Annotated in this window: 19 protein-coding genes and 1 tRNA gene; 6 read left to right on the top strand and 14 right to left on the bottom strand. The window is 53.6% G+C overall.

Going from position 1 to position 20,599, the window contains the following annotated elements:
• Positions 1 to 8: 8 nt before the first annotated feature.
• The 3 genes from D5S03_RS05765 to D5S03_RS05755 all read right to left on the bottom strand — a co-directional run bounded on the left by D5S03_RS05765 (position 9) and on the right by D5S03_RS05755 (position 2,926).
• Positions 9 to 482, bottom strand: a complete 474-nt coding sequence (locus D5S03_RS05765; RefSeq protein WP_008870435.1) for a CBS domain-containing protein — start codon at positions 480 to 482, stop codon at positions 9 to 11.
• Between the two features lie 27 nt (positions 483 to 509).
• The gene (locus D5S03_RS05760; protein ID WP_008870434.1) at positions 510 to 2,087 is read right to left on the bottom strand and encodes a bifunctional ADP-dependent NAD(P)H-hydrate dehydratase/NAD(P)H-hydrate epimerase; all 1,578 of its coding nucleotides are present in this window, start codon (positions 2,085 to 2,087) and stop codon (positions 510 to 512) included.
• Between the two features lie 113 nt (positions 2,088 to 2,200).
• Positions 2,201 to 2,926, bottom strand: coding sequence for a pyridoxine 5'-phosphate synthase (locus tag D5S03_RS05755; protein WP_008870433.1), 726 nt, complete (start codon positions 2,924 to 2,926; stop codon positions 2,201 to 2,203).
• A 298-nt stretch (positions 2,927 to 3,224) separates the two neighbouring features.
• On the opposite strand from D5S03_RS05755, the gene D5S03_RS05750 reads away from it, so the two are divergent.
• Together D5S03_RS05750 and D5S03_RS05745 are read left to right on the top strand one after the other, a co-directional pair.
• Positions 3,225 to 3,425 carry a heavy-metal-associated domain-containing protein gene (locus D5S03_RS05750; protein WP_008870432.1) on the top strand — a complete coding sequence of 67 codons (201 nt, stop codon included), beginning with the start codon at positions 3,225 to 3,227 and terminating at the stop codon, positions 3,423 to 3,425.
• A gap of 69 nt (positions 3,426 to 3,494) precedes the next feature.
• Positions 3,495 to 4,001, top strand: coding sequence for a hypothetical protein (locus D5S03_RS05745; RefSeq protein ID WP_008870431.1), 507 nt, complete (start codon positions 3,495 to 3,497; stop codon positions 3,999 to 4,001).
• Positions 4,002 to 4,208: 207 nt separating this feature from the next.
• On the opposite strand, the gene D5S03_RS05740 is transcribed toward D5S03_RS05745, so the two are convergent.
• From D5S03_RS05740 to D5S03_RS05695, 10 genes are all read right to left on the bottom strand, one after another.
• Positions 4,209 to 4,754: a tetratricopeptide repeat protein gene (locus tag D5S03_RS05740; protein ID WP_008870430.1), complete on the bottom strand. Its 546-nt coding sequence runs from the start codon at positions 4,752 to 4,754 to the stop codon at positions 4,209 to 4,211.
• A gap of 6 nt (positions 4,755 to 4,760) precedes the next feature.
• Positions 4,761 to 7,538 carry a chemotaxis protein CheA gene (locus tag D5S03_RS05735; RefSeq protein ID WP_008870429.1) on the bottom strand — a complete coding sequence of 926 codons (2,778 nt, stop codon included), beginning with the start codon at positions 7,536 to 7,538 and terminating at the stop codon, positions 4,761 to 4,763.
• 57 nt (positions 7,539 to 7,595) lie between these two features.
• The gene (locus tag D5S03_RS05730; protein WP_008870428.1) at positions 7,596 to 7,964 is read right to left on the bottom strand and encodes a response regulator; all 369 of its coding nucleotides are present in this window, start codon (positions 7,962 to 7,964) and stop codon (positions 7,596 to 7,598) included.
• Between the two features lie 20 nt (positions 7,965 to 7,984).
• Complete coding sequence (locus D5S03_RS05725) at positions 7,985 to 8,710, bottom strand: chemotaxis protein CheW (protein WP_287042976.1); 726 nt, start codon at positions 8,708 to 8,710, stop codon at positions 7,985 to 7,987.
• Positions 8,707 to 9,483, bottom strand: a complete 777-nt coding sequence (locus tag D5S03_RS05720; RefSeq protein ID WP_008870426.1) for a ParA family protein — start codon at positions 9,481 to 9,483, stop codon at positions 8,707 to 8,709. The genes D5S03_RS05725 and D5S03_RS05720 overlap by 4 nt, the downstream gene beginning before the upstream one ends.
• 42 nt (positions 9,484 to 9,525) lie before the next feature.
• On the bottom strand, positions 9,526 to 9,921 hold the full coding sequence (locus D5S03_RS05715; RefSeq protein WP_008870425.1) for a PilZ domain-containing protein: 396 nt from the start codon (positions 9,919 to 9,921) through the stop codon (positions 9,526 to 9,528).
• A 29-nt stretch (positions 9,922 to 9,950) separates the two neighbouring features.
• On the bottom strand, positions 9,951 to 10,832 hold the full coding sequence (locus tag D5S03_RS05710; protein ID WP_008870424.1) for a CheR family methyltransferase: 882 nt from the start codon (positions 10,830 to 10,832) through the stop codon (positions 9,951 to 9,953).
• Positions 10,829 to 12,766 carry a HEAT repeat domain-containing protein gene (locus D5S03_RS05705; RefSeq protein ID WP_008870423.1) on the bottom strand — a complete coding sequence of 646 codons (1,938 nt, stop codon included), beginning with the start codon at positions 12,764 to 12,766 and terminating at the stop codon, positions 10,829 to 10,831. The genes D5S03_RS05710 and D5S03_RS05705 overlap by 4 nt, the downstream gene beginning before the upstream one ends.
• Positions 12,767 to 12,922: 156 nt before the next feature.
• The gene (locus D5S03_RS05700) at positions 12,923 to 13,984 is read right to left on the bottom strand and encodes a protein-glutamate methylesterase/protein-glutamine glutaminase (RefSeq protein ID WP_040418555.1); all 1,062 of its coding nucleotides are present in this window, start codon (positions 13,982 to 13,984) and stop codon (positions 12,923 to 12,925) included.
• A 90-nt stretch (positions 13,985 to 14,074) separates the two neighbouring features.
• A complete protein-coding gene (locus D5S03_RS05695) occupies positions 14,075 to 15,583 on the bottom strand; it encodes an HD domain-containing phosphohydrolase (protein ID WP_008870421.1) in 1,509 nt (502 codons plus the stop codon).
• Positions 15,584 to 15,726: 143 nt separating this feature from the next.
• Between D5S03_RS05695 and D5S03_RS05690 the strand changes: the two genes are divergently transcribed.
• Positions 15,727 to 15,804: transfer RNA gene (locus D5S03_RS05690), tRNA-Pro, on the top strand.
• A gap of 122 nt (positions 15,805 to 15,926) precedes the next feature.
• Here D5S03_RS05690 and D5S03_RS05685 read toward each other — a convergent pair.
• Positions 15,927 to 17,306: a UDP-glucose dehydrogenase family protein gene (locus tag D5S03_RS05685; protein WP_008870420.1), complete on the bottom strand. Its 1,380-nt coding sequence runs from the start codon at positions 17,304 to 17,306 to the stop codon at positions 15,927 to 15,929.
• Positions 17,307 to 17,764: 458 nt separating this feature from the next.
• Here D5S03_RS05685 and bioF point away from each other — a divergent pair, with 458 nt between their 5' ends.
• From bioF to D5S03_RS05670, 3 genes are all read left to right on the top strand, one after another.
• The gene (gene bioF, locus D5S03_RS05680; protein ID WP_008870419.1) at positions 17,765 to 18,931 is read left to right on the top strand and encodes an 8-amino-7-oxononanoate synthase; all 1,167 of its coding nucleotides are present in this window, start codon (positions 17,765 to 17,767) and stop codon (positions 18,929 to 18,931) included.
• Positions 18,928 to 19,587, top strand: coding sequence for a class I SAM-dependent methyltransferase (locus D5S03_RS05675; RefSeq protein ID WP_008870418.1), 660 nt, complete (start codon positions 18,928 to 18,930; stop codon positions 19,585 to 19,587). The genes bioF and D5S03_RS05675 overlap by 4 nt, the downstream gene beginning before the upstream one ends.
• Positions 19,588 to 19,650: 63 nt before the next feature.
• Positions 19,651 to 20,169: a ferritin gene (locus D5S03_RS05670; RefSeq protein ID WP_287042971.1), complete on the top strand. Its 519-nt coding sequence runs from the start codon at positions 19,651 to 19,653 to the stop codon at positions 20,167 to 20,169.
• Positions 20,170 to 20,599 lie beyond the last annotated feature (430 nt).

Here is a 20,599-nt window from a genome sequence, read left to right as displayed (position 1 = left end):
TCAACCATCTATCCGGGCTGATTCGATTTTGCGGGACCCACCAGGGTCTTCAAAACGTCGGATTTGCCCACTACACCCACAAGCTTGCCCCCTTCCGTCACCGGCAGGGTGTGGTACTTTTTGTCCACCATTATTTCGGCCAGCTCTTCCAGGGGGGTATCTTTTTTTACCGCCACAGGCTCCGGGGTCATGGCATCTTCAACCCTGGTGGCCGCTATCTTCTTTATTTCCCTGTCCATTTTTGCTGTTGAGCCAAGGGGGAGGATGCTGTCCAGCACTGTGAACATGGAGGGCAAAGGGATCTTCTTCTGCATGGCCACCAGGTCGCTCTGGCAGATTATTCCCACCAGGTTGTCCTCCTGGTCCACCACCGGGACACCGTTGATATTTTTCTCCAGAAGAAGGTGAATGGCTTCGGATATGTCCGTTTCCGGATGCACCCTGATGGGATCACTGGTCATCAAGTCTTCAGCAGTTGTCATTATCACCCCGTTGATTAACACGTCATTTTAACAGAAGAAAAAAACCCTGTCCCCGACCTTCTTGCCCTTGTATCTGGCCAGCACCCCGGGCAGAATGTCCGCGATCTCCCTGGCCAGGTTACCCCTGAAGGGATAAGTATTTTCAAGATCCTTTCCAGCCAGGCCGTGCCAGTATACTCCCAGGCTGGCCGCATCCAGGGTGCTTAAGCTCTGGGCCATGAGACTGCCGATGATACCGGCCAGGACATCCCCTGACCCACCCACGGCCAGGTTTGAGGTAGCAAAAGGCGATATATAGAAATGCCTGTCCACCCCGGAAATAAGCGTGGATGCCCCTTTGAGCACCAGGTTGACGTTGTATTTTTCTGAGAATTCACGGACAAAACGGCTGCGTTCCTGGTTGATCTGGGCGGCAGAAACATGGAAAAATCTGGCCATTTCCCCGGGATGCGGAGTAAGGATCACCTCGCTGGAACGGGAGATCCGCTGCATGAGGGAATCGTCCCCGGCCAGAAAATAAAGGGCATCAGCATCAAAAAGTGTCCTTTGATGCACATTCTCCAGGTAGTCGCAAAAAAACGCCCTGGTATCGTCGTCACGGCCCATGCCCGGGCCCACCACCACAGAATCGAAACGGGGCAGCTCGTCCTTTAGCTGGCTGAACATTTCCCGGCGCCAATCAAATCCTTCACCCAGAGGGATTGTCATGATCTCGGGCCATCCGCATCTTATCTGCCGGGCAAGATCAGCCGGGCAGGCCAGGGTCACCAGGCCGGCACCCGCGCGCAGGGCACCCAGGCAGGTGAGCACAGCCGCACCCGAAAGGGCCTGGGACCCTCCCAGCACCAGCACGTGCCCTCCCTCTCCCTTGTGCATCGTCCGTCTGGGGATTACCAGCCTGTCCAGTATATCAACATCCAGGACATAATGTTCCGGGGGGCTGTCATGCTTGATGCTCTGAGGAATACCGATTTTTTTAATGCTCAGGCAACCCACGTACTCTCTGGCTTCCGGCTGCATAAGACCCAGCTTGGCCTCTTCAAAGGCCACGGTATCGTCGGCCCTTACAGCCACAGGGCTGGGCTCGCCGGTTATACCATCGATGCCTGAAGGAATATCCAGGGAGATGACGTAAGCCTTTTCTCCCATTTTGTTGATGGATTTTATCCAGTCCACGTAGTCCTGGCGCAGTTCCCCTGTAAAACCCGTGCCCAGGAGCCCATCCACGATAATGTCCACGTCTCTGATAAAATCAAAGTTGTATTCAGAAAGATGGGCATAGGGCACTTCCAGCTTGCGCAGTACTGAAAGGTGATAACCCGAAGCACCGTCATACTCCTTGAGCCTTTTGGAGTGCAGGGTCATGACCTTGACCCCGCTGATCCACAGGTGCCTGGCCAGGGCAAAGGCATCGCCGCCGTTATTGCCCGGACCTGCAAAGAGCAGGGCGGAACGCCCGGCAAGATCAGCAAACCTGTGCTTGATCTGGCTGAAGGCCTCGCGGCTGGCGTTCTCCATTAACAGTTCCGGCCTGAGATCGAAGTCGTCCATGCTTCTTTTGTCCCAGGCAGCCATTTCCTGCGGAGTGGGCAAGGGCAGATACATATTACCTTTCTCCTGCTGTTATTAGAACATTTTATCCAGAAATGCCTGTCAGTCGAAACTGTTTAAAGCTCTTCTGCTTTTGCCGGAAACCCTCTTACTGCCGGAAGCTTACCCTATCTGGCAAAGCCGCGGATGATTTCGTTCATCTGCTCCACGGCCCTGACCATGCCCACCATCACCGCCCTGGATATAATACTGTGGCCGATGGAGTATTCGCAGATATTTTCCACTGCAGCAAAAGCCAGAATGTTCTGATAGTTCAGACCATGGCCCAGATTGACCTTGAGGCCCAGCAAGTGGGCATATCTGATCCCGGCCAGTATTTTATCCAGCTCTGTCTTTTTGGACGGGGAATCCGGGGCATCGGCATAATGGCCTGTGTGAATCTCGATATATTCGGTACCGCTTGAAGCAGCAGCTTCTATCTGGTCCGGCTCTGCATCTATAAAAAGACTGGTATGGATATTTCTTTCTTTGAACGGTTCCAGATAATCCCTGATAAAGCCTTCGCGCCCCCTGCACTCCAGGCCTCCCTCGGTAGTGAGCTCCTCGCGTTTTTCCGGGACCAGGCAGACCATGTGCGGCAGCACATCCAGGGCGATACCCTGCATCTCTTCTGTTGCAGCCATTTCCAGGTGCAGATTGGCTGTAAGAGTGGATTTTAAAAGCCTCAGATCCCGGTCCTGTATATGCCTGCGATCCTCACGCAGATGAACGATGATGCCACGGGCACCGCCAATTTCCGCCAGGTGGGCCGCTGTGACCGGCTCAGGCTCGCTCCCCATGCGGGCCTGCCTTAAAGTGGCAACGTGGTCGACATTAACTACCAGTACCGGCATACAAATCTCCTGCTTAAGCCCGGCTTTCTTGCGCAAACCAGACATGTAAAGTAAATAGAGGATATTCTCTTAAGGATTCAAAAAAGTCAAGCCTGCAGCTTACAGCTTTTACGCCCTGGCCCGTGACGTTTTCCTCTTGACCCGGGGGTTTATATCAAGGCAGTATGTATGGCACTCAGGATACAAACAGGGCCGAAACAGATACTGCTGTTTTGACTCTGTTTTCACTCCGGCGATTGGTATTTTTGACCCTGCAGCTCTGCCCGGCTGCCGAATTTAAACCCAAAGGGAGGTCACCATGGCCAGAATAAAAATAGAAGGCATGTCATGCGGACATTGTGTAAAAGCTGTAACCGATGCCCTGAACAAGATGCCCGGTGTGTCCGGTGTCCAGGTCAGCCTGGAAAGCGGGCATGCAGATATTGATGCCGGAGAGGACCTTGATATGGCAGCGGTGAAAAAGGCGGTTGAGGACGCGGGCTACAAGGTGATCGAATAAAATAATCAAGCTTAAATTGCAGCTGTTTAAAAACTTCAACAGATGAACCGGCTGTATACGGAGTATTGAATGCAGACCAGTGAAGAGAAAACCAAAGAGGCCATCAGGGACCTTACCCGTGTATTTCAGTTTGAGTTATGGCTCAGGTTTTACTTCATCAGTGATGATGAAGGCAGTCTTTCCATAAACCTGGACGAGGAACTGCTTGAGAAAATGCAGGAAAAATACGGCCACCTGGCTGATCTGGCCAGGACCCTGTGTGAAAAGGAAATAACCCCTGAAGTGTGCCGCCAGGCCATTGTGGAGCATATCATGCACCAGTTCGACGGAATAAAGTACGATGTGGGCTTTGTCCCCCGGATTATGGACCATGCTGTATTCAAGGGCGAGATCCAGCTCTTCAATACCTGGGCCGGGCTGCACGAAGAGCAGCTGGATCGCAAGGTCCTGGATTTCGACAGGTGGATTGAGATCTATGAAGAATGGAAGGCCAGTGAAAGCGCTCAGAAGGTAAACCTGGCCCTGAATATCCAGGATACTGAACACCATCATCCCGGATCAGACAAGACAAACTGAGTTTTCAGCCATCCAGCACTCAACTTGAGCTGCCGGTCCAGCCGGGCCCGGCCTCCGGCTCAGAGGAGCCTACGCCTACGGAGGGCAAAATCACTGCCTCAAGTTGAGTGCTGGCTGCCCCCTGACCTCTGCCTTCTGACATCTGCCTTCTGACCTCTGACTTCTGACTTCTGACTTCTGATCTCTGACTTCTGGCTTCTGCCCATTTCAGACATCTTTCTGCTTTTCCAGGGCCTCCTGAACCGAGTCCGCCATTTCCCGGGCGTCCAGCTCCTCACCTCTCTCCTGCCTGGCCAGAAAGAGATTTATCGCTCTTTGCACCGCGGGTTTGCGGATATCATAGTATAGCTTCCAGTTTTCCAGGGCTTCATGGACGTCCCCCTGCCTGGCGCAGGCAAGGCCTGTGTAGAGAAGGGCGAAGTTGTCCCTGGGGCGAAATCCCAGAAGCTTTTCCCAGGCCTCTCTGGCCCTGGAATAATCCCCCTGCATGAAATGGCAGTACCCCATGCTGCGCATGGCCTCCAGGTGCCTTGGTTCTTTCTTGAGCCTTCTGGAGTACAGGTGGGCGGCCTTTTCGTACTCTCCCTGCCTGATCAGCCTGTCCGCGTAAGCCATGTCCGGATCCAGCCCGCTTGATTCCCTTTCCGGGGCTTTGTTGCCCCGGACCTTATTGAATACCCCCTTGAACAGATCTCTGCGGGACATTTTGCGGTTTTTATCTGAACCGGACTCCTTTCTGCTGCCGGCGCTCATATGGGGTCAACTCCTGCTGGTGGCGATCCTGTAGATTTCGTTGGGATCAAGGATGAGTACCACACTTCCATCGCCCATGATAGTAGCTCCTGAAATTCCTGGCTGGTCCCCCAGGTATTCTCCCAGGGACTTGATGACCACCTCCTGCCTTTCCAGCAGGTCTTCCACAATGAAGCCCATCCTGCGGTCTCCGACCTTGATTATGACTAAGGGCAGCTCATCCCTGTCTGCCTGGTCCACAGGCAGTTCCAGCAGCTCCGCCAGATCGGAAATACCCAGAACCTCCCCGCGCAGGGTTATTACCTTGCGGTTGTTGATCTCATTTAGCCTGCCGGCTTGGATCTTGGTGGTCTCGGATACCGCGTCTAAGGGAATGGCGTAGACCTGCCCGTTCACCTTGACCATAAGGGCGTCTATTATGGCCAGGGTCAGAGGCAGGGCTATGGAGAACCTGGTCCCCTGGCCCACAGCAGAGGTCACGGATATATTGCCTTTCAGGCTCTTGATATTGTTTTTGACCACATCCATGCCCACACCGCGCCCGGATACATCAGTAATGGTCTCGGCCGTGGAAAAGCCCGGTGCGAAAATAAGATCCACCGCCTGATCTTCCTCCATGTTCCTGGCTTCCTCCCGGTCTATGATCCCTTTTTCCACTGCCTTGGCTTTCATCTTTTCCGGATCTATCCCCTTGCCGTCATCCTCTATCTCGATAACCACGGAGTTGCCTTTATGTGCTGCCCGCAGCCATACTGTCCCTTTTTCCTCCTTGCCCCGGTCTTTTCGCTCTTGCGGCAGTTCCAGGCCATGATCCACTGCATTGCGGATCAGATGCACCAGGGGATCGCCTATGAGCTCCACAACGCTTTTGTCCAGCTCGGTTTCCTCACCTTCAGTGATGAGCTGAATGTTCTTGTTGTTCTTGCGGCTCAGATCACGCACTAACCGGGGAAACTTGGTAAACACCGAACGTACGGGCACCATGCGCACATTCATTATGGTCACCTGCAGATCGTCGGAAATGCGGGCCATGGAGTTGGTGGTCTCATTAAGCTGCTGGGCCACCTCCATTACATCCTGCCCCTCTTCCAGGGACCTGGAGAGCATTGCGAACCTGTTGCGGTTTATAATCAGCTCCCCGATGAGGTTCATAAGCTCATCCAGCTTGCCGTGGTCCACCCTGATGGTGGATGTAGTGCTTCCCTGGCTTTTGGCCTGGGGCTCACTGCCCGCTCCCTGGTCTGCGCTTTTGCCGGCTCCTGATGGCTCTGCAGATTCCCCGGCCTGACTGGCTGCCTGGGCTTGCTGCTGCTCCGGGATATCCATTGCTGGTGCAAAGGGCTCTGCTTCTTCCTGTGGATCGGAGCTGACCCGGGAAGCCTCCGACGGCTTTTCTGCAGAGGTTTCCCTGTCAGGCTCCGGGGAGGGCTGTGCAGGAAGGTCCTGGACCGTTGAAGACAGCCCTGAGAGATGCCTGTTGATCATGGATTCCAGTATGTCCACTTCCTGCTTGAGGATACCGTGCATCAGGGAAAAGTCTGTATCCGTCTTCCGGCCCTGGTCCACAAGGTTGGCGGTATTGGAAGCATAATTCTTGAGTTCTTCAAATCCCATGTACCCGGTGGAATTCTGCACCGTCACCAGCGACCTGTAGAGACCGTCAACCAGTTCCTTGTCCGTGCCCTCCTTTTCTAATTTGTCCAGGGCGTGTTTCATATTGGAAAACTGCTGGTCCACAGTCTGCCTGAAAATCTGCAGGTCTTGGGGATCCACCTCCGGATCATTGTCTCCCTGTTGTTGCCCTGCAACCTCATTATCCGCCGGGGCTTGAGCAAAAATGTTTTCTGCCTCTTCCCGGGCCCCGTTGTCCTTTGCTTTGTCTTCTTCGTCCTGGTGCACCTGGAAACGCTTTTTCAATTCCTTTATGCGCGAGGTAATGCCGGATATGCTTTCCGGCTGCACTTCTCCAGTCTCCCTGTCGATATTGCCAAGCAGAGATTCCAGGACATCAACCGTCTCCAGGAGGACGTCCACAGCCTCCGGGTCCAGGACCTGTTCTCCGGAGCGGATGGTGTTTAAGAATGTCTCCACTTCATGGGCCAGTGCATTGAGTTCTATATACCCTATAATGCCGCTGTTGCCTTTGAGATTGTGAAAATTGCGGAACAGGTCGTTTATCCGGTCCTGGCTGCTGCCTTCACCTTTCTCCATTTCCAGGAGCAAGGAGTTTATGGCCGTCAGGTTTTCCTGGGCCTCTTCTATGAAGTCGCTCAAATGATCCAGGCTGACCATGTTCAGGAGATAGTTCTGTTCTGCTGCAGGATGGGAAAAGTCCTGCTCTTCCTTTTGAACTTCTTGAGCCGGAGCACCTGATGAGGCCTGCTCATCCTTGTTTTTTAAAATTTCGTCAATGTGCTCGATTATGTGCCCTACTTCCAGGCTGCCCTCGTGCCCCATGCTTTCCAGGTTGTCCACCATGGTGCGCAAGGCATCGGTGGCTTCCAGGATCAGGTCCATAATGGAGGAGTTGGCCTGGATGCGGCCCTGCCTCAGTTCGTCCAGGATATTTTCGCCCTTGTGGGCCAGGGCATTCATGTCCTTTAGACCTAAAAAGCCTGAAGCCCCCTTGAGGGAATGCATGGGCCGGAAGATATCGTTTAGAAGACTCAGGTTGCCGGGATTATTCTCCAGCTCCAAAAGCTTGGGCTCGATGGTCTCCAGGTGCTCCCTGGCTTCCACTACAAAGTCGGAATACACTTCCGGGTCGAAAAAGTCTTGGCTCATATATTACTCCGCGCCCGGTTTCTTACATGCCTGCGCCTTGAAAACGACACCTTTAAATTACCCCAGAAGCATCTTTACATTTTTCAAAAGCCATTCCGGCTGGGCCGGCTTGACCATGTACAGATTGGCCCCCAGGCTGAGACCCTGCTCCTTATCCTTTTCCTGCCCTTCCGTGGACAAAATGATTACGGGCACATCCCGGAATGCCTCCTGCTCTCTCAGGTTCTGCACGAAGGTAAAACCGTCCATGCGGGGCATGTTGATGTCCGTTATTATCAGGTCAACGTTTGAGGCGGCATAAAGCTTTTCCAGGGCGTCCAGGCCGTCTTCGGCAGTGGTCACATGAAACCCCTCCTTCTTGACGATAAAGGCAATGAGGTTTCGCACTGTCTTGGAATCATCCACCATGAGAATATGTTTGGCCATTTTCGGTGCTGCTCCATGGTTTATAGGTCTTTATGGTCCCCCAGCAGATGCTGGACTATCTTTTCAATGCTCAGTACGGAGATAATCCTCTCTCTATTCTTGATCAAAGCCTCCACCACACCTGAACCGCCACCCAGGGCACTGTCCACGTTCCACTCGATATCACTGTCGGATATGCGGTACATAGTAGCAATACGCTCCACCAAAAGAGCAACCTGGAACCCTGAATGCCTGCAGACCACCATGAACCTGTGTTCATCTCTGTCAGACTTTTTTATACGCATAAAACCCGGCAGATCCACCACCGGGGTGATCTTGCGGCGCAGGTTTATCACTCCTTCCACATGCGCCGGGGCCGTGGGCAGCCTGGAGGGCTGGATATACTTGATCACCTCCTGGACCGCATCTATGGGCAGGGCATACTCCTGCTGCCCCATGAAAAAACTCACTAACTGCACTTCCTGACGCCGGCGCAGGTCCTCTGAGAGGCCTGCAGCCCCGTATTTTTCCTCCCGGCCCCCCTCAAACGTCTGCTCATCATCTCCTGCATCCACGCTTTCTTCTTTTGCCGGGGGAGGAAAAGCATGAGTCTGCCTGGCCTGGGGACCCACGTCAGGAAGATTTTCGGCGAGTTCTCCGAGGTATTTCTGGATAAACGCCTGTTCCTGGTCCGAAACCTCTTTTTGATCCAGGAGGGTATCAGAGTCAAACACCTGCTCCTGAAAGTACTGTTCTGGAGTTTTCATTTTTTAAGTATCTCCCGGGCCAGCTTGTAATACTCCAAAGCGCCCCTGGACCTCGGGGCATAGTCATGTATGACCCTGCCCCTGGCGCTTGCTTCCCTGAACTTGGTATCAGTGTTTATCACTGTCTCGAAAAGTCTTTCCGGCCCCATTTTCCTGTGCAGGGTATTTAGAACCCGGCGGCATGCACTGGCCCTTCTGTCGTACATTGTAGCCAGCACTTTATATTTTATCGGCCTTTTCAGGGCTTTGTTTAACAGCCGCATGGTATCGAAAATGAGCTTGAACCCGTGCAGGGCGAGAAAATCGGTCTGCGTGGGAATAATCACCAGATCGGCGGCCACCAGTGAATTCACCAGGATAATGCCCATCTGCGGAGGGCAGTCTATGATTATGACATCATAATCATTTCGTAGTCCGTCAATCCATTTTTTAAGAATCAGCCCTTTTCCGGAAACGTCCCGCAGATCCGCGTCCAGTTCCGAGAGCTGAATGCTGCTGGGGACAAAATCGAAAAGAAGGCCCTGCCTGTTTTTATACACACAGGTATTGTACGTGCCTTCAAAATCCGGGTATGCCTTAAAAATGTCAAGGGCGGAATGAGTCACCTGTTCCGGGTAAAAGGCCAGGTGAATGGAGGCGCAGGCATGGGGATCAAGATCCATGACCAGGACCTTTTTCTTGAGCCCGGCCAGAGACGAACCCAGATTCAGCGCTGTAGTCGTCTTGCCCACCCCGCCTTTCTGGTTGGCTATTGCAAGCACCTCTCCAGGCAATGAAACCCCTCCTGCACCGGGGTGCAAACCCGGCTTGAGCCTTTACTGCATCCTGTCCAGCATGGTCTTCAGGGCCTGCCAGTCGTCCTCGTAGACATCCACGAACTTAAGCCCCATCTCGTAGAGCTCAAAAGCAACCTTCTCCCGGACCCAGCTCACCTCTGACACCGCCTGAAGATACTGCCCGGCATCGCTTTCAAACACCTTGAAAAAACCGGGGTGATGTTTGTTCAGCCCGGAAATATATACCCGGACCTGGACTGTCTGGCCTTCACCGAACTTTTCATCGCAGCTGAGCCTGAGTCCCCCGGAACTTATATCCGCTGACTCCACCCTGATCTTTTTCTGGGCGGCCAGGGGAAATTCCAGAGGTTGAAGCTCCACCCTGTAGTTCTTTGGAATGCGCACATACTGCCTGCGCTCTTCTTGCTTCTGCATAAGCAGTCTCCCGGATCACAAACTTCGGTTTATTTTTCCTTGAGGTACACAATGGACCCCGGATAATGCAGGGGTTTGAAGGCCCGGCTGATGTTGTGCAAAGACTCGGAATGGCCGATAAAAAGGTATCCCCCCGGCAACAGGTTGTCATAAAATGAATTTATGACGTTCTTTTTCATTTCGTCGTCAAAATATATAATCACATTGCGGCAGAAAATCACGTCTGAGCGCTCCACCTTTTTGAGCTGAAAACGGTCGCTCAGGTTGATCTGGCCGAACTGCACCAGGTCCTTGACCCTGTCCTGGACTCTGAACTTGCCCTCGGATTCTTCAACAAAATACCTTTTGATGATTTCCGGCGGGGTGGTTCTCAGGGCATACTGCGTGTATATGCCCCGCCTGGCCGCCGAGAGAACCGCATTGGACAGGTCGTTGGCGATGATTTTTGGCTTCCAGGAGCCGAGCTCGTGCTGCAGGACCTCATGCAGCACTATGGACAGGGTATACGGCTCCTCTCCTGTGGAGCATCCGGCGGACCAAATGGTCAGCTTTTTTTCACCTCTGGCCTTTTTGGCCTTTATAATATCCTTGAGGATCTGGTCCTGAAAAATCTTTATCTGGGGCGGATTGCGGAAAAAGCTGGTCTCATTGGTGGTTATCACCTCGAAAAGCTTGGCCAGCTCCTCATTGCGCTGGGAATCATAGCGCAAAAAATAGGCATACTCTTTAAAGCTCTTGAGGTTGTGGGCCTTGAGCCTGTTGCCCAGCCTGTTTTCCAGAAGGTATTTCCTGTTGTCCCCGATATAGATGCCGCTTTTTTCATATATAAAGTCGCGCAGCTGCTTGAATTCCTGGTCATCGATCTTCAGTTCTTTCTTGAAGGTTATGCTTTGGGAAAATGGCGAATTCATTCTTGCCCCTGCTCCGTACCTTGTTCCTGAAGTTTATCCAGCGCTCTTTCCGCTGCATCCTGGATTTCCGGATCGCCATAGTCGAGAATGTCCAGAAGAGACCTGAATGCCGTCTGCCCACCAATACTGCCCAGGGCCTCCACGATCTTTATCTTCACCAGCTGGGAACTTCTCTCCCAGATGGACAGCATCTCCGGGATGTGCTCCTTGACCCGGTTTCTGCCCAGGGCCTCTATCACCCTGACTCTGACCCATTCATCGGGATCTTCCAGGGCCTTGAGCAGGTAAAAATGGGTATCCGGGTGAGGGCATTCATCCAGAAGCTCCACAACCCCCCGTCTGACTTCCCTGTTTTCATCCTGAAGGGCCTGGACCACCAGGGGCAGAACATTTCTGTCTTCGGGACAGATATGGCCCAGGGCCTCCAGGGCGATTTTTCTGACCTCGTAAGCCTCGTCACCCAGGGCCCTGGAAAGGCTCTCAAGGCTGCTGGCAGCGCCCAGCTTGCCCATGGCGTAAACCGCCATGACCCTGTGAATGATCTCCCGGCTGGTGAGCATATTCTGAAAGTGCTCCAGGACCTTGTCCCCGCCGATACTCAAAACTGCTTCCAGGGCGGTCTCCTTGACGTCGTCCCAGGGGTGCTCCAGAAACCCCATGAGAACAAAAACACTGTCTTCGTCCTGCAGTCTGTTTCCGATAAAGCCCAGTCCCGCCTTGAGCACATCCCCGTCCTGATGTTCCCGCAGAATCTGCACAAAAAAATCCCTGGCCTCCCAGCCGGCACAGTCATGAAGCACCCAGGCGATCTCCCTTTGCAGATCACGGTGTTTCCGGGGAAAAGCGCTCATGAGGTTTGTCACCGCCTCATTGCCGCCGATGCTGCCCAGAGCCTTTACCGCCAGTAAGGACAGGGTTTCGTCATCCGAGAAAAGGCCCTCCACCAGGGACTCATTGCAACCTATGGATACCAGGGACTGCTGGGCTCTGTTCAGCCTGTCCTCTTCATGCTCCGGATCCATCCGGGTCGCGCGCTCCAGAATCTTGCGGGTCGCCCTTTCCTGGCCCACGTAGCCAAGCCCCAGTATCGCCGCGTCCTGTATATCAGTCTCATCGTCGTTTACAGCCGCCAGCAGATATTCATGCAGTTTTTCCTTTTCCTTGTTGCTCAGGAATGTCAGGGCCTTGCCGCCCAGGATCTTGATCACTGCCTTGACTATCTTGTTGCGCAGGGCCGCCGGAGAATCCTCCATGCGCTTGAGCAGCATGGGCACGGATTTAATGTTGCCCATCTCCCCCAGGGCGTCGACTATCATGGAGCACACCAGTTCCGAACTGTTGCCCAGGGCCTGAATAAGCACCTTGACCGAAGACTCGTCCCGCAGCTTGGACAGGGCTTCCACCACTGCATACTGCACCCATTCCTCATCCATGAAGGCCCGGTTCAGACACTCCGTGGCCCCGGATCTGCCCAGATCCCCCAGGCTCACAGCAGCCTGGTAGCGGACATTGACCTCCGGGTCCTTGAGAAGAAGCTCGCACAGGGGGCTCACAGCCAGGTAGGATCTGGTGGAGCCCAGGATGTCCGCGGCAAAAATCCGCAGGTCCGGGTCTTCGTTCTTGAGCAGTCCCAGCAGGGCGTCCATGTCCTGGTGTCCGATATGCCTCAGGATATCCATGGCCAGATTGCGCACCGGGGGGGAATCGCTGGACAGAAGGGGGATGAGAGCGTTTACGCTTCCGGCACCGCCGATCTTGCGCAGGGCCATGTCCGAAGCCTCCTGCACCCCGATGCTTCGGCTTTGCAAAAGTTCCACCAGGTGGGGAACCGCCGCCGCCAGTTTTATATCCCGGGCCAGAAAGGCCCCTTCACGCTGGTCCGCCTGGTTTTCGCTCTGCAAGAGCCTTAGTATCTCCTGTTGGTCCTGATGCATTTTTGCTCCTGTTTATCTGCTGCAAAAGGCAGCTTCTGCATGCTTCTGCTTTTGACGGTTTTTCAAGATAAAAGCAGATACAAAACATGCCCGGCAGTTGCCTGAAGGCAAGTCAGCCAATGCCTCCCGCCATCCGACCCTGTGGCTGGAAAAAAGTCACGTCTCGTACAGGTGGTTTGTAATGGCCTGGGCCATGTCGTCAAGGCTTAGCACCTGGTCGGCCAGCCCCTCTTCTATGACCGCCCGGGGCATGCCGTATACCACACAGGTCTCTTCGCTCTGAGCCAGGAGCACACCCTTTTTCGCCTTGAGGTCCCTGGCCCCGAGCAGGCCGTCGCTGCCCATTCCGGTCATGACAACCCCAACCGTCCTGTGCCCCGGGCCGCTGGCCGCAGAACTGAAAAGCACATTGACCGAGGGTTTGTATATAACATCCTCGGGCTTGGCTGTTACGGACAGTTCGATCCTTGAAGCCCTGGGGTTTAGAATCAGGTGCCTGCCACCGGGGGCTATAAAGACCCGCCCCGGGGACAAGACATCCCCGTCTTCAGCCTCCTTTACCCAGAGGGAAGAAGCGTCGTTCAGACGTTTGGCAAAGGGACCCGTGAATGCACCCGGCATATGCTGGGCGATGAGGATCCCGGCGGGGAAATCCGGGGGGAGTTCGCAGAGCACCTTCTGCACCGCCGGAGGTCCTCCCGTGGAAACCCCTATAACCACTATGTCCCGGACCACTTTTCCCCTGGGCCTGTCCTGAATGGTTCTGGAAACCTCCTTAGCTGTTCTTGGTTTGCTCCTGGCCACGGCTCCGGCCTGACTCCCCTTTTTCTGAACCACTGTCTTGACCTTGGACTGCAGGGTCTTCTCGATCTTTACTATGTCCAGGCTGACCTTGGAGAGCTGCTTGGGGATAAAGTCCACCGCCCCGTATTCCATGGCCTTCAGGGTGGCCTCTCCGCCTTCGGTGGTCAGTGAGCTGACCATAATCACCGGCCTGGGCATTTCCATCATGATGTGTTTCAGGGCGGTAAGCCCGTCCATGACCGGCATCTCAATATCCAGAGTAACTACATCCGGATTCAGCTTGCGCACCATATCTAAGCCTTCCTGGCCGTTTCTGGCCACCCCCGCCACTTCGATCTCGGGGTCCTTCTGAAGCATGGTGCTGATTGCCTTGCGCATGAAGGCCGAATCGTCAACTACTACGACTCTGATCACTTTTGCCACCTTGGTTTCTCGCTGTACTCGATTGTCCGGGCCACATGGCTCCGGAAAAAAGATCCGCACCGGGCACTGGTCATCCGGCATTTACCCCTTGAAGGCTGCGGGACTTGATTGAATATCCTTCTGGATATTCTCCAGGCCTGTCTCCTGGACCAGCTTGATCCACTCCTGCACCAGCTCATCTTCCCACTGGGTTCCGCTTCCCTGTTCCAGGATATCTCTGGCCTTCTCCCAGGTCAGGGCGTCGCGGTAGGCCCGGTCAGAAGTCATGGCTTCAAAGGCATCCACAACGCTTATAAGTTTGGCCAGAAAGGGAATCTGGCCGTTGCTCAAACTTTCTGGATAACCTCCGCCATCCACACGTTCGTGATGATGATATACCACGGGCAGAATGTCGTTTAAGGACCAGAGCTGGGCCAGGATATCCCTGGCAATGCCGGGATGGCTCTGCATGACCCTGAACTCTTCATCTGTCAGCTGGGATGGTTTGTTCAGGATATGATCAGGGATTCCTATTTTCCCAATATCGTGCAGCACCCCTGCTGTGTACAGGTCTTCCAGTTCCTTGGAGTCAAGCTTGAGCCTGCTTCCGAGCTTCATGGCATAAACCGCCACCCGCTCGGAATGCCCCTTTGTATAATAATCCTTGGCTTCCACCGCCTTGGCGTAGGACCTGATGATGTCCAGGTTTTTATCCCGCATCTTGCCGTACATTCTGGCGTTTTGCATGGCTGTAGCCGCATGGGCGGCAAAAACTCCCAGAAGCTGGAGGTCTTCATTGGTGAACAGGTTGTCTTCCTCGCGCAGGAGAACCACGGCCCCAACCCTGTTGTGCTGGGAATAAAGGGGGGAGATCAAGATGGAATGCTGAAACTTTCCAGGATCAGCCTTGAGATATTCCCTGGCATTGCCCTTGTCCAGAAGGAAGGACCTGCTCTCCCGGACAGATTTTTCCCCAAGGCCTTTGAGTTCAGAGAAAAGTTTCGGATTCTCCCTTAATGTTCTGCCCCTGACCACATATTTGACCAGAGAATTCTTTTCCTCCTTGATTAGAAAAAGGACCACGCTGTCGGGCCGGAAATTCTTCTGGACCTGGGATACAAATTCGTAGCAGATGGATTTCAGGTCCAGCTGGGCGTTCAGGGCATTGCTGACATTTAGCATCCTGACGATATTGCTCAGGCGGTTGCGCTCCTGGCGGGACTGCCTGTTTCTGATGACCTTGTCCACTTTGACCAGCAGATGGCTGATATTGAAAGGCTTGGGCAGATAATCCGCTGCCCCGGTCTTGATGCACTCCACAGCGGTTTCAATACTGGCAAAACCGGTCATAACCAGAAAATCTATATCCAGATTGTGCTCGGCTGTATACTGCAGAAGCTCCAGGCCTCCCAGGCGGGGCATTCGAAGATCGGAAATAATCAGGTCAATATCCTGATGCCTGGCAATCTGCTCCTTTGCCTGCACGCCGTCTTCAGCCTGCAATACCTCGTATCCTTCATCCTTCAGGGCATCCTGGCAAATCTCGCGCAGGCTTTCTTCATCGTCCACCACCAGGACCGTAGCTTTTTTCCCCTGATCATATTTTTGCATAGTTCTTCCTTGATAACTCATTGCCTGACTTCAAACAAGCTGGCTGCGATTGACCAAAACAGACACCGAAAAACCCGGGCCTGGTTTTCAGAGTACAGGGTCTTGATTTTTTATCCGGCCTGCTTTATATTACTTTTTTATGTCGGGATGTGGCTCAGTCTGGCTAGAGCGCAGCGTTCGGGACGCTGAGGCCGCAGGTTCGAATCCTGCCATCCCGACCATCCACGCATCCCCCATCCGTTCTCAGCTCAGCTGCAGTGTTAGTGTTGGCATTTTTAAATACAAATAACCCCTGAACACTCAGTTGCAGGCAGAAAATCCATAAGCGGTCAAAAATCCGTGTTCAAGAGATTAAAGACTGGCCTTCTGCTTTACCAGCCAGACTGTTTAAAACCGGTTGTCTGCCCATGCAGAAATAGGAAAATCCCATCTCCTCCAGCATCCGTGGAGGATAAAGGTTGCGCCCGTCAAATATCACCGGGATCTCAAGTTCGGATTTTATGCGCTTTAGGTCCGGGTTTCTGAACTGGTTCCATTCCGTGACCACTGCAAGTGCGTGAGCCCCCTGGAGCACACTGTACTGGTCCTTAACCACCTCCACCCCCGGATTGTCCTGCAGCACCCGGGCGGCATTCTCACCCGCCTGAGGATCATATGCCTTTATCTGCATGCCACTGGCTGTGAGTTCCTTTATAATTTCCAGGGCCGGGGCCTCGCGCACGTCGTCGGTATTGGCCTTGAAGGCCAGCCCCCACATGGCCAGGGTTTTGCCCTGTACTCCTCCCAGTTCCGAAAAGTATTCCTGCACCTTGCGGGCCAGCACCTTCTTCTGAGAACGGTTGACATCCTCAACTGCCCTGAGCAGGCTGGGGGTGTATTCCTGTTCATGGGCGGTACTGATAAGGGCCGAGACATCCTTGGGAAAACATGAACCGCCAAAACCCACCCCCGGATAAATAAAGTGATACCCTATGCGGTGGTCTGAGCCTATCCCCCTGCGCACATCGCCTATGTCAGCCCCCACCTTTTCACATATGTTGGCTATCTCGTTGATGAAGGAAATTTTGGTGGCCAGCATGCAGTTGGCGGCATACTTGGTCATCTCGGCGCTGCGGACCCCCATGACCATCATCTTTTCCCGGCTGCGGGCAAAGGGCGAGTAAAGCACTCTTAAGAGTTCCGCTGTCCGGATATTGTCTGTACCCACGATAACCCTGTCGGGCTTCATGAAATCGGAAACCGCGTCACCTTCCTTGAGAAACTCCGGGTTGGAAACCACGTCGAATTCCAGTTCCAACCCCCTGCTGTCCAGCTCAGACTGAATAAGTTCACGCACCATGTCCGCAGTACCCACAGGCACCGTGGACTTGTCCACCACTATTTTATACTCCTGCATGCTGCGTCCCACATCCCTGGCCACCTGGCGGACAAAACCAAGATCCGCCCGGCCGTCTTCCCCGGGGGGAGTGCCCACGCAGATGAAAACAAACAGGCTGTTATCCAGGCCTTCGCGAATATCCGGGGTAAAATGAAGCCGGCCCTGGTCCCTGTTCCTGCGCACCAGCTCTTCAAGACCGGGCTCGAATATATGCACCCGGCCCTGGTTCAGGGTCTCAACCACATCCGGATTTACATCCACGCAATACACGTTGTTGCCCATCTCCGCAAAGCAGGCCGCACTCACCAGGCCGACATACCCCGTACCCACTATGCATATATCCATTCATCAACTCCTGATATAGTTTCTTGCTCCAGAAAAATGCCCCGCAGATACAAAAGAACCTGTCATCCGTTTTTGTTCTTAACTGAAAAACATCCGCCTGTAAAAGGTGTTTTGCAGGGCTCATCCCAAAAAAGTAACCATTCGGTAACCATTCAGGGGGCACTCAGTTGTAGTTCCTGGCGCAGGGCCTGGGGACTGTCCCCGCTAAGCACTTCTTTGAAGGTTCACACAACTTAGCGTTTGTCATATTTTAACTGTACAGGAAAGGTGTCGCCAAAGGCGTGAGGACCAGGAACCATCACTTAAGATCTCCTGAATGCTGACTCAAAAATATTGCAGCTCCCGAGAGGACCTTGCTTCGAGGGTGCTTTTCTCCTAAATGATGCTGAGCAGTTTTTTAAATCCACGGGCCTTTCCTTCCTTTTTTCCAGAACCTCTAAGCAGCCAGGCAGAGTAAAATGACCACAAAACACTATCCCCCACCCGGAAAAAAAATGCCGCAGTCCCACGAACGAAGCATTCCCGCTGTAGATCACGGTCCGGACCTGTACCTGGATTTTCAGGGACAAAGGCTTTTAAACCTGGCTTCCAACAACTACCTGGGACTGGCCGGTTCAAAAGAGATGAAAGAAGCATCCATCCGGGCCGTGGAAGAATTCGGCACGTCCAGCGGTGCATCCCGGCTTATTTCCGGAAACTACTCTCTTTACACCGCCCTGGAAGAAGAACTCTGCCGGTTCAAAGGCACTGACGCAGCCCTGGTATTCGGTTCCGGATACGCTGCCAACCTGGGGATATTAAGCACCCTGGCCCACAGAAAATGCCTGGTCTTTTCGGACAGGCTCAATCACGCCAGCATAATTGACGGCATCACCCTGTCCAGGGCGACTCACGTGCGCTACAGGCACGCCGATCCAGAACACCTGGAATATCTTCTGGCCCAAAAACCCGTCCAGGCTCCCAAGATCCTCATCACAGACACTGTTTTCAGCATGGACGGAGACAGAGCCCCTTTACCGGAAATATTAAACCTGTGCAAAAAGTACAGGGTGCTTACCATTGCAGACGAGGCCCATGCCACCGGCATACTGGGCAGAGGCCGAGGTCTGGTCCATGAACTGGATCTTGAGCAGGAAATGGACCTGCACATGGGGACCTTCAGCAAGGCCCTGGGGTCCTACGGCGGCTATGTGGCCGGGTCCAGAGAACTAATAGACCTTCTGGTAAACAGGGCGCGCAGCTTCATCTACTCCACCTCCCTGCCCCCTGCTGTTGTGGGTGCCTGCCTGGAGGCCCTGCGCCAGGTACAGGCCAGTCCGCAACAGGGGGAAAAGCTTTTGGACCTGTCCAGACAGATCAGGTCTTTTTTGCAAAGACTGGGATATGATACCGGCAAAAGCACCACTCAGATTATCCCGGTAATAATGAAAAAAAGCAGGGCAGTGCTGCAGGCCCGGGAGGATCTGGTCAGGGCCGGCATTTATGCAGGGGCCATCCGTCCGCCCACTGTCCCGGAAGATTCGGCAAGACTGAGGATCTGCCTTCGAGCGGACATGACCCACAAGGAGATAGAAGTTGTGCAAAAAGCCTTCAGCACCATCTCTGCCAGGCAATACCAGACATGAACAGACTTGATCCCTACTCAGCAATAGCCCCTCTTTACGACCTGGCGGTAACCCCTTTTCTACACCGCATAAGAAAGACAATATGCACCAGGCTAAAAACACTGCAGGCAGAAAAAGTGGTGGACCTGGGCTGCGGCACCGGCCGTCAGCTCCGGCTTTTAAGCAGGTACGGCTTTCAGGCCTGCGGGGTTGATTTTTCCGCTGCAATGCTTAAAAAAGCTGCTGGCTTTTCTCCCCGTACCGTCGTGGTTCAGGCGGACCTGACTAGTACGCCATTCTCCAGCCGGAGCTTTGATTGCGCCCTTCTCTGCCTGGCCCTGCATGAAAACCCATGGCCTGTGCAGAAGCAGATAATGGCAGAGGCCCTGCGCATAACCAGGCCTGCAGGACATGTGGTCATACTGGAACACGCTCTGCCCCTCGGTGTTTGCGGCAGAATAACAAGCCTTCCGGCACACATCCCGGAGCGCCTGGCAGGAAAAAAGCATTACCAGTATTACCAGGAATTCATTAAAAAAGGTGGACTGCACGGGCTCTTGATGTCCTGGCCTGGACTGCAGACGGTGGGGACTGAATATTTTTACCTGGGCAACCTGGTGCTTATAAAGGTCAAAAAAATTGAGACCAAGACTGCTGAAAAGCTTGCAGAATCATGAAAGAAACAGGACCATTGTCCCCTGAAAACAGATCAACCAAACCTTAACCACAAGGAGTAAACCATGCTGACCCCGAAAATGCAGGAGGCCCTGAACCAGCAGGTAAACGCGGAAATGTATTCCTCTTATATGTACCTGTCCATGTCTGGCTGGTTCGAGGATAAAAGCCTGGCCGGATGCGCCAGGTGGATGCGCATGCAGGCCCAGGAGGAGCTGATGCACGCCATGAAGATTTACGACTTCATACATGAACGCGGAGGCCGGGCCCAGCTGAGGGCCATTGAAGAACCCCCCGGAAACTGGGATTCGGCCCTGGCTGTCTTTGAAAACGTGCTCTCCCACGAAAGAAAGGTAACCGGCCTGATAAACGAGCTGGTGGATCTGGCCATCCAGGAGAAGGATCATGCCTCCAACATCTTTTTACAGTGGTTTGTGACTGAACAGGTGGAAGAAGAGGCCAGTGCCGATGCAGTGCTGCAGAAGCTGAAGCTCACTGCTGACGCCCCGGGAGGTCTTTTCGCAATAGACCAGGAGCTTGGCCAGAGAACCATGGCCTGCCCCTGTGGCCAGGGCCAGGTATAAGCTGAACAGTCAACCGGGACGGTTTTTACGCCTGCAAAGAATTTTGCAGGCGTTTTTTTATGGGTTCTCGGTGGTGATTACTGGCACTCACGCCTCTGGCGTGACAGGGGACTGTCCCCCGCTAAGTACTAACGCGGGCCATGCCCGCAACCCAATAAAGGAAAGAGCTTTTTTGACAGGATTAACAGGATTAAGAGATTGATTAAGAGAAAAACATTTTTGTCCTGGCCGGAAGCCAGGCCAAAAGGTTATCACTCCAGCACTCACTTTTTTCCGGCACTCATGAAGAAGAAAGTGAGTGCTGGATGGCTAATGCAATCTGCGGCTTCCGGCTTGCCCTGTGAAATTCCGAAGGACAGCGCAGCTGATTTCACCGGGGCCGCTGATTGCTTATCCTGTCAATCCTGTTAATCCTGTCTAAGTTTCTTGT

The sequence above is a fragment of the Desulfonatronospira sp. MSAO_Bac3 genome (assembly GCF_003838035.1).
GTDB classification, from domain to species: domain Bacteria; phylum Desulfobacterota; class Desulfovibrionia; order Desulfovibrionales; family Desulfonatronovibrionaceae; genus Desulfonatronospira; species Desulfonatronospira thiodismutans.
The sequence above is the reverse complement of the archived record's forward strand: the minus strand, read 5'-3'. Positions and strand labels throughout refer to the sequence as shown.

Bases quoted from the DNA above. Each gene is read 5' to 3' on its own strand.
- D5S03_RS05685 (WP_008870420.1), bottom strand. From the start codon at position 17,306: ATGGATATATGCATAGTGGGTACGGGGTATGTCGGCCTGGTGAGTGCG.
- D5S03_RS05705 (WP_008870423.1), bottom strand. From the start codon at position 12,766: ATGCATCAGGACCAACAGGAGATACTAAGGCTCTTGCAGAGCGAAAAC.
- D5S03_RS05750 (WP_008870432.1), top strand. From the start codon at position 3,225: ATGGCCAGAATAAAAATAGAAGGCATGTCATGCGGACATTGTGTAAAA.
- D5S03_RS05755 (WP_008870433.1), bottom strand. From the start codon at position 2,926: ATGCCGGTACTGGTAGTTAATGTCGACCACGTTGCCACTTTAAGGCAG.
- D5S03_RS05740 (WP_008870430.1), bottom strand. From the start codon at position 4,754: ATGAGCGCCGGCAGCAGAAAGGAGTCCGGTTCAGATAAAAACCGCAAA.
- D5S03_RS05675 (WP_008870418.1), top strand. From the start codon at position 18,928: ATGAACAGACTTGATCCCTACTCAGCAATAGCCCCTCTTTACGACCTG.
- D5S03_RS05745 (WP_008870431.1), top strand. From the start codon at position 3,495: ATGCAGACCAGTGAAGAGAAAACCAAAGAGGCCATCAGGGACCTTACC.
- D5S03_RS05695 (WP_008870421.1), bottom strand. From the start codon at position 15,583: ATGCAAAAATATGATCAGGGGAAAAAAGCTACGGTCCTGGTGGTGGAC.
- D5S03_RS05765 (WP_008870435.1), bottom strand. From the start codon at position 482: ATGACAACTGCTGAAGACTTGATGACCAGTGATCCCATCAGGGTGCAT.
- D5S03_RS05760 (WP_008870434.1), bottom strand. From the start codon at position 2,087: ATGTATCTGCCCTTGCCCACTCCGCAGGAAATGGCTGCCTGGGACAAA.
- D5S03_RS05710 (WP_008870424.1), bottom strand. From the start codon at position 10,832: ATGAATTCGCCATTTTCCCAAAGCATAACCTTCAAGAAAGAACTGAAG.
- D5S03_RS05735 (WP_008870429.1), bottom strand. From the start codon at position 7,538: ATGAGCCAAGACTTTTTCGACCCGGAAGTGTATTCCGACTTTGTAGTG.
- D5S03_RS05730 (WP_008870428.1), bottom strand. From the start codon at position 7,964: ATGGCCAAACATATTCTCATGGTGGATGATTCCAAGACAGTGCGAAAC.
- D5S03_RS05670 (WP_287042971.1), top strand. From the start codon at position 19,651: ATGCTGACCCCGAAAATGCAGGAGGCCCTGAACCAGCAGGTAAACGCG.
- D5S03_RS05725 (WP_287042976.1), bottom strand. From the start codon at position 8,710: ATGAAAACTCCAGAACAGTACTTTCAGGAGCAGGTGTTTGACTCTGAT.
- bioF (WP_008870419.1), top strand. From the start codon at position 17,765: ATGACCACAAAACACTATCCCCCACCCGGAAAAAAAATGCCGCAGTCC.
- D5S03_RS05715 (WP_008870425.1), bottom strand. From the start codon at position 9,921: ATGCAGAAGCAAGAAGAGCGCAGGCAGTATGTGCGCATTCCAAAGAAC.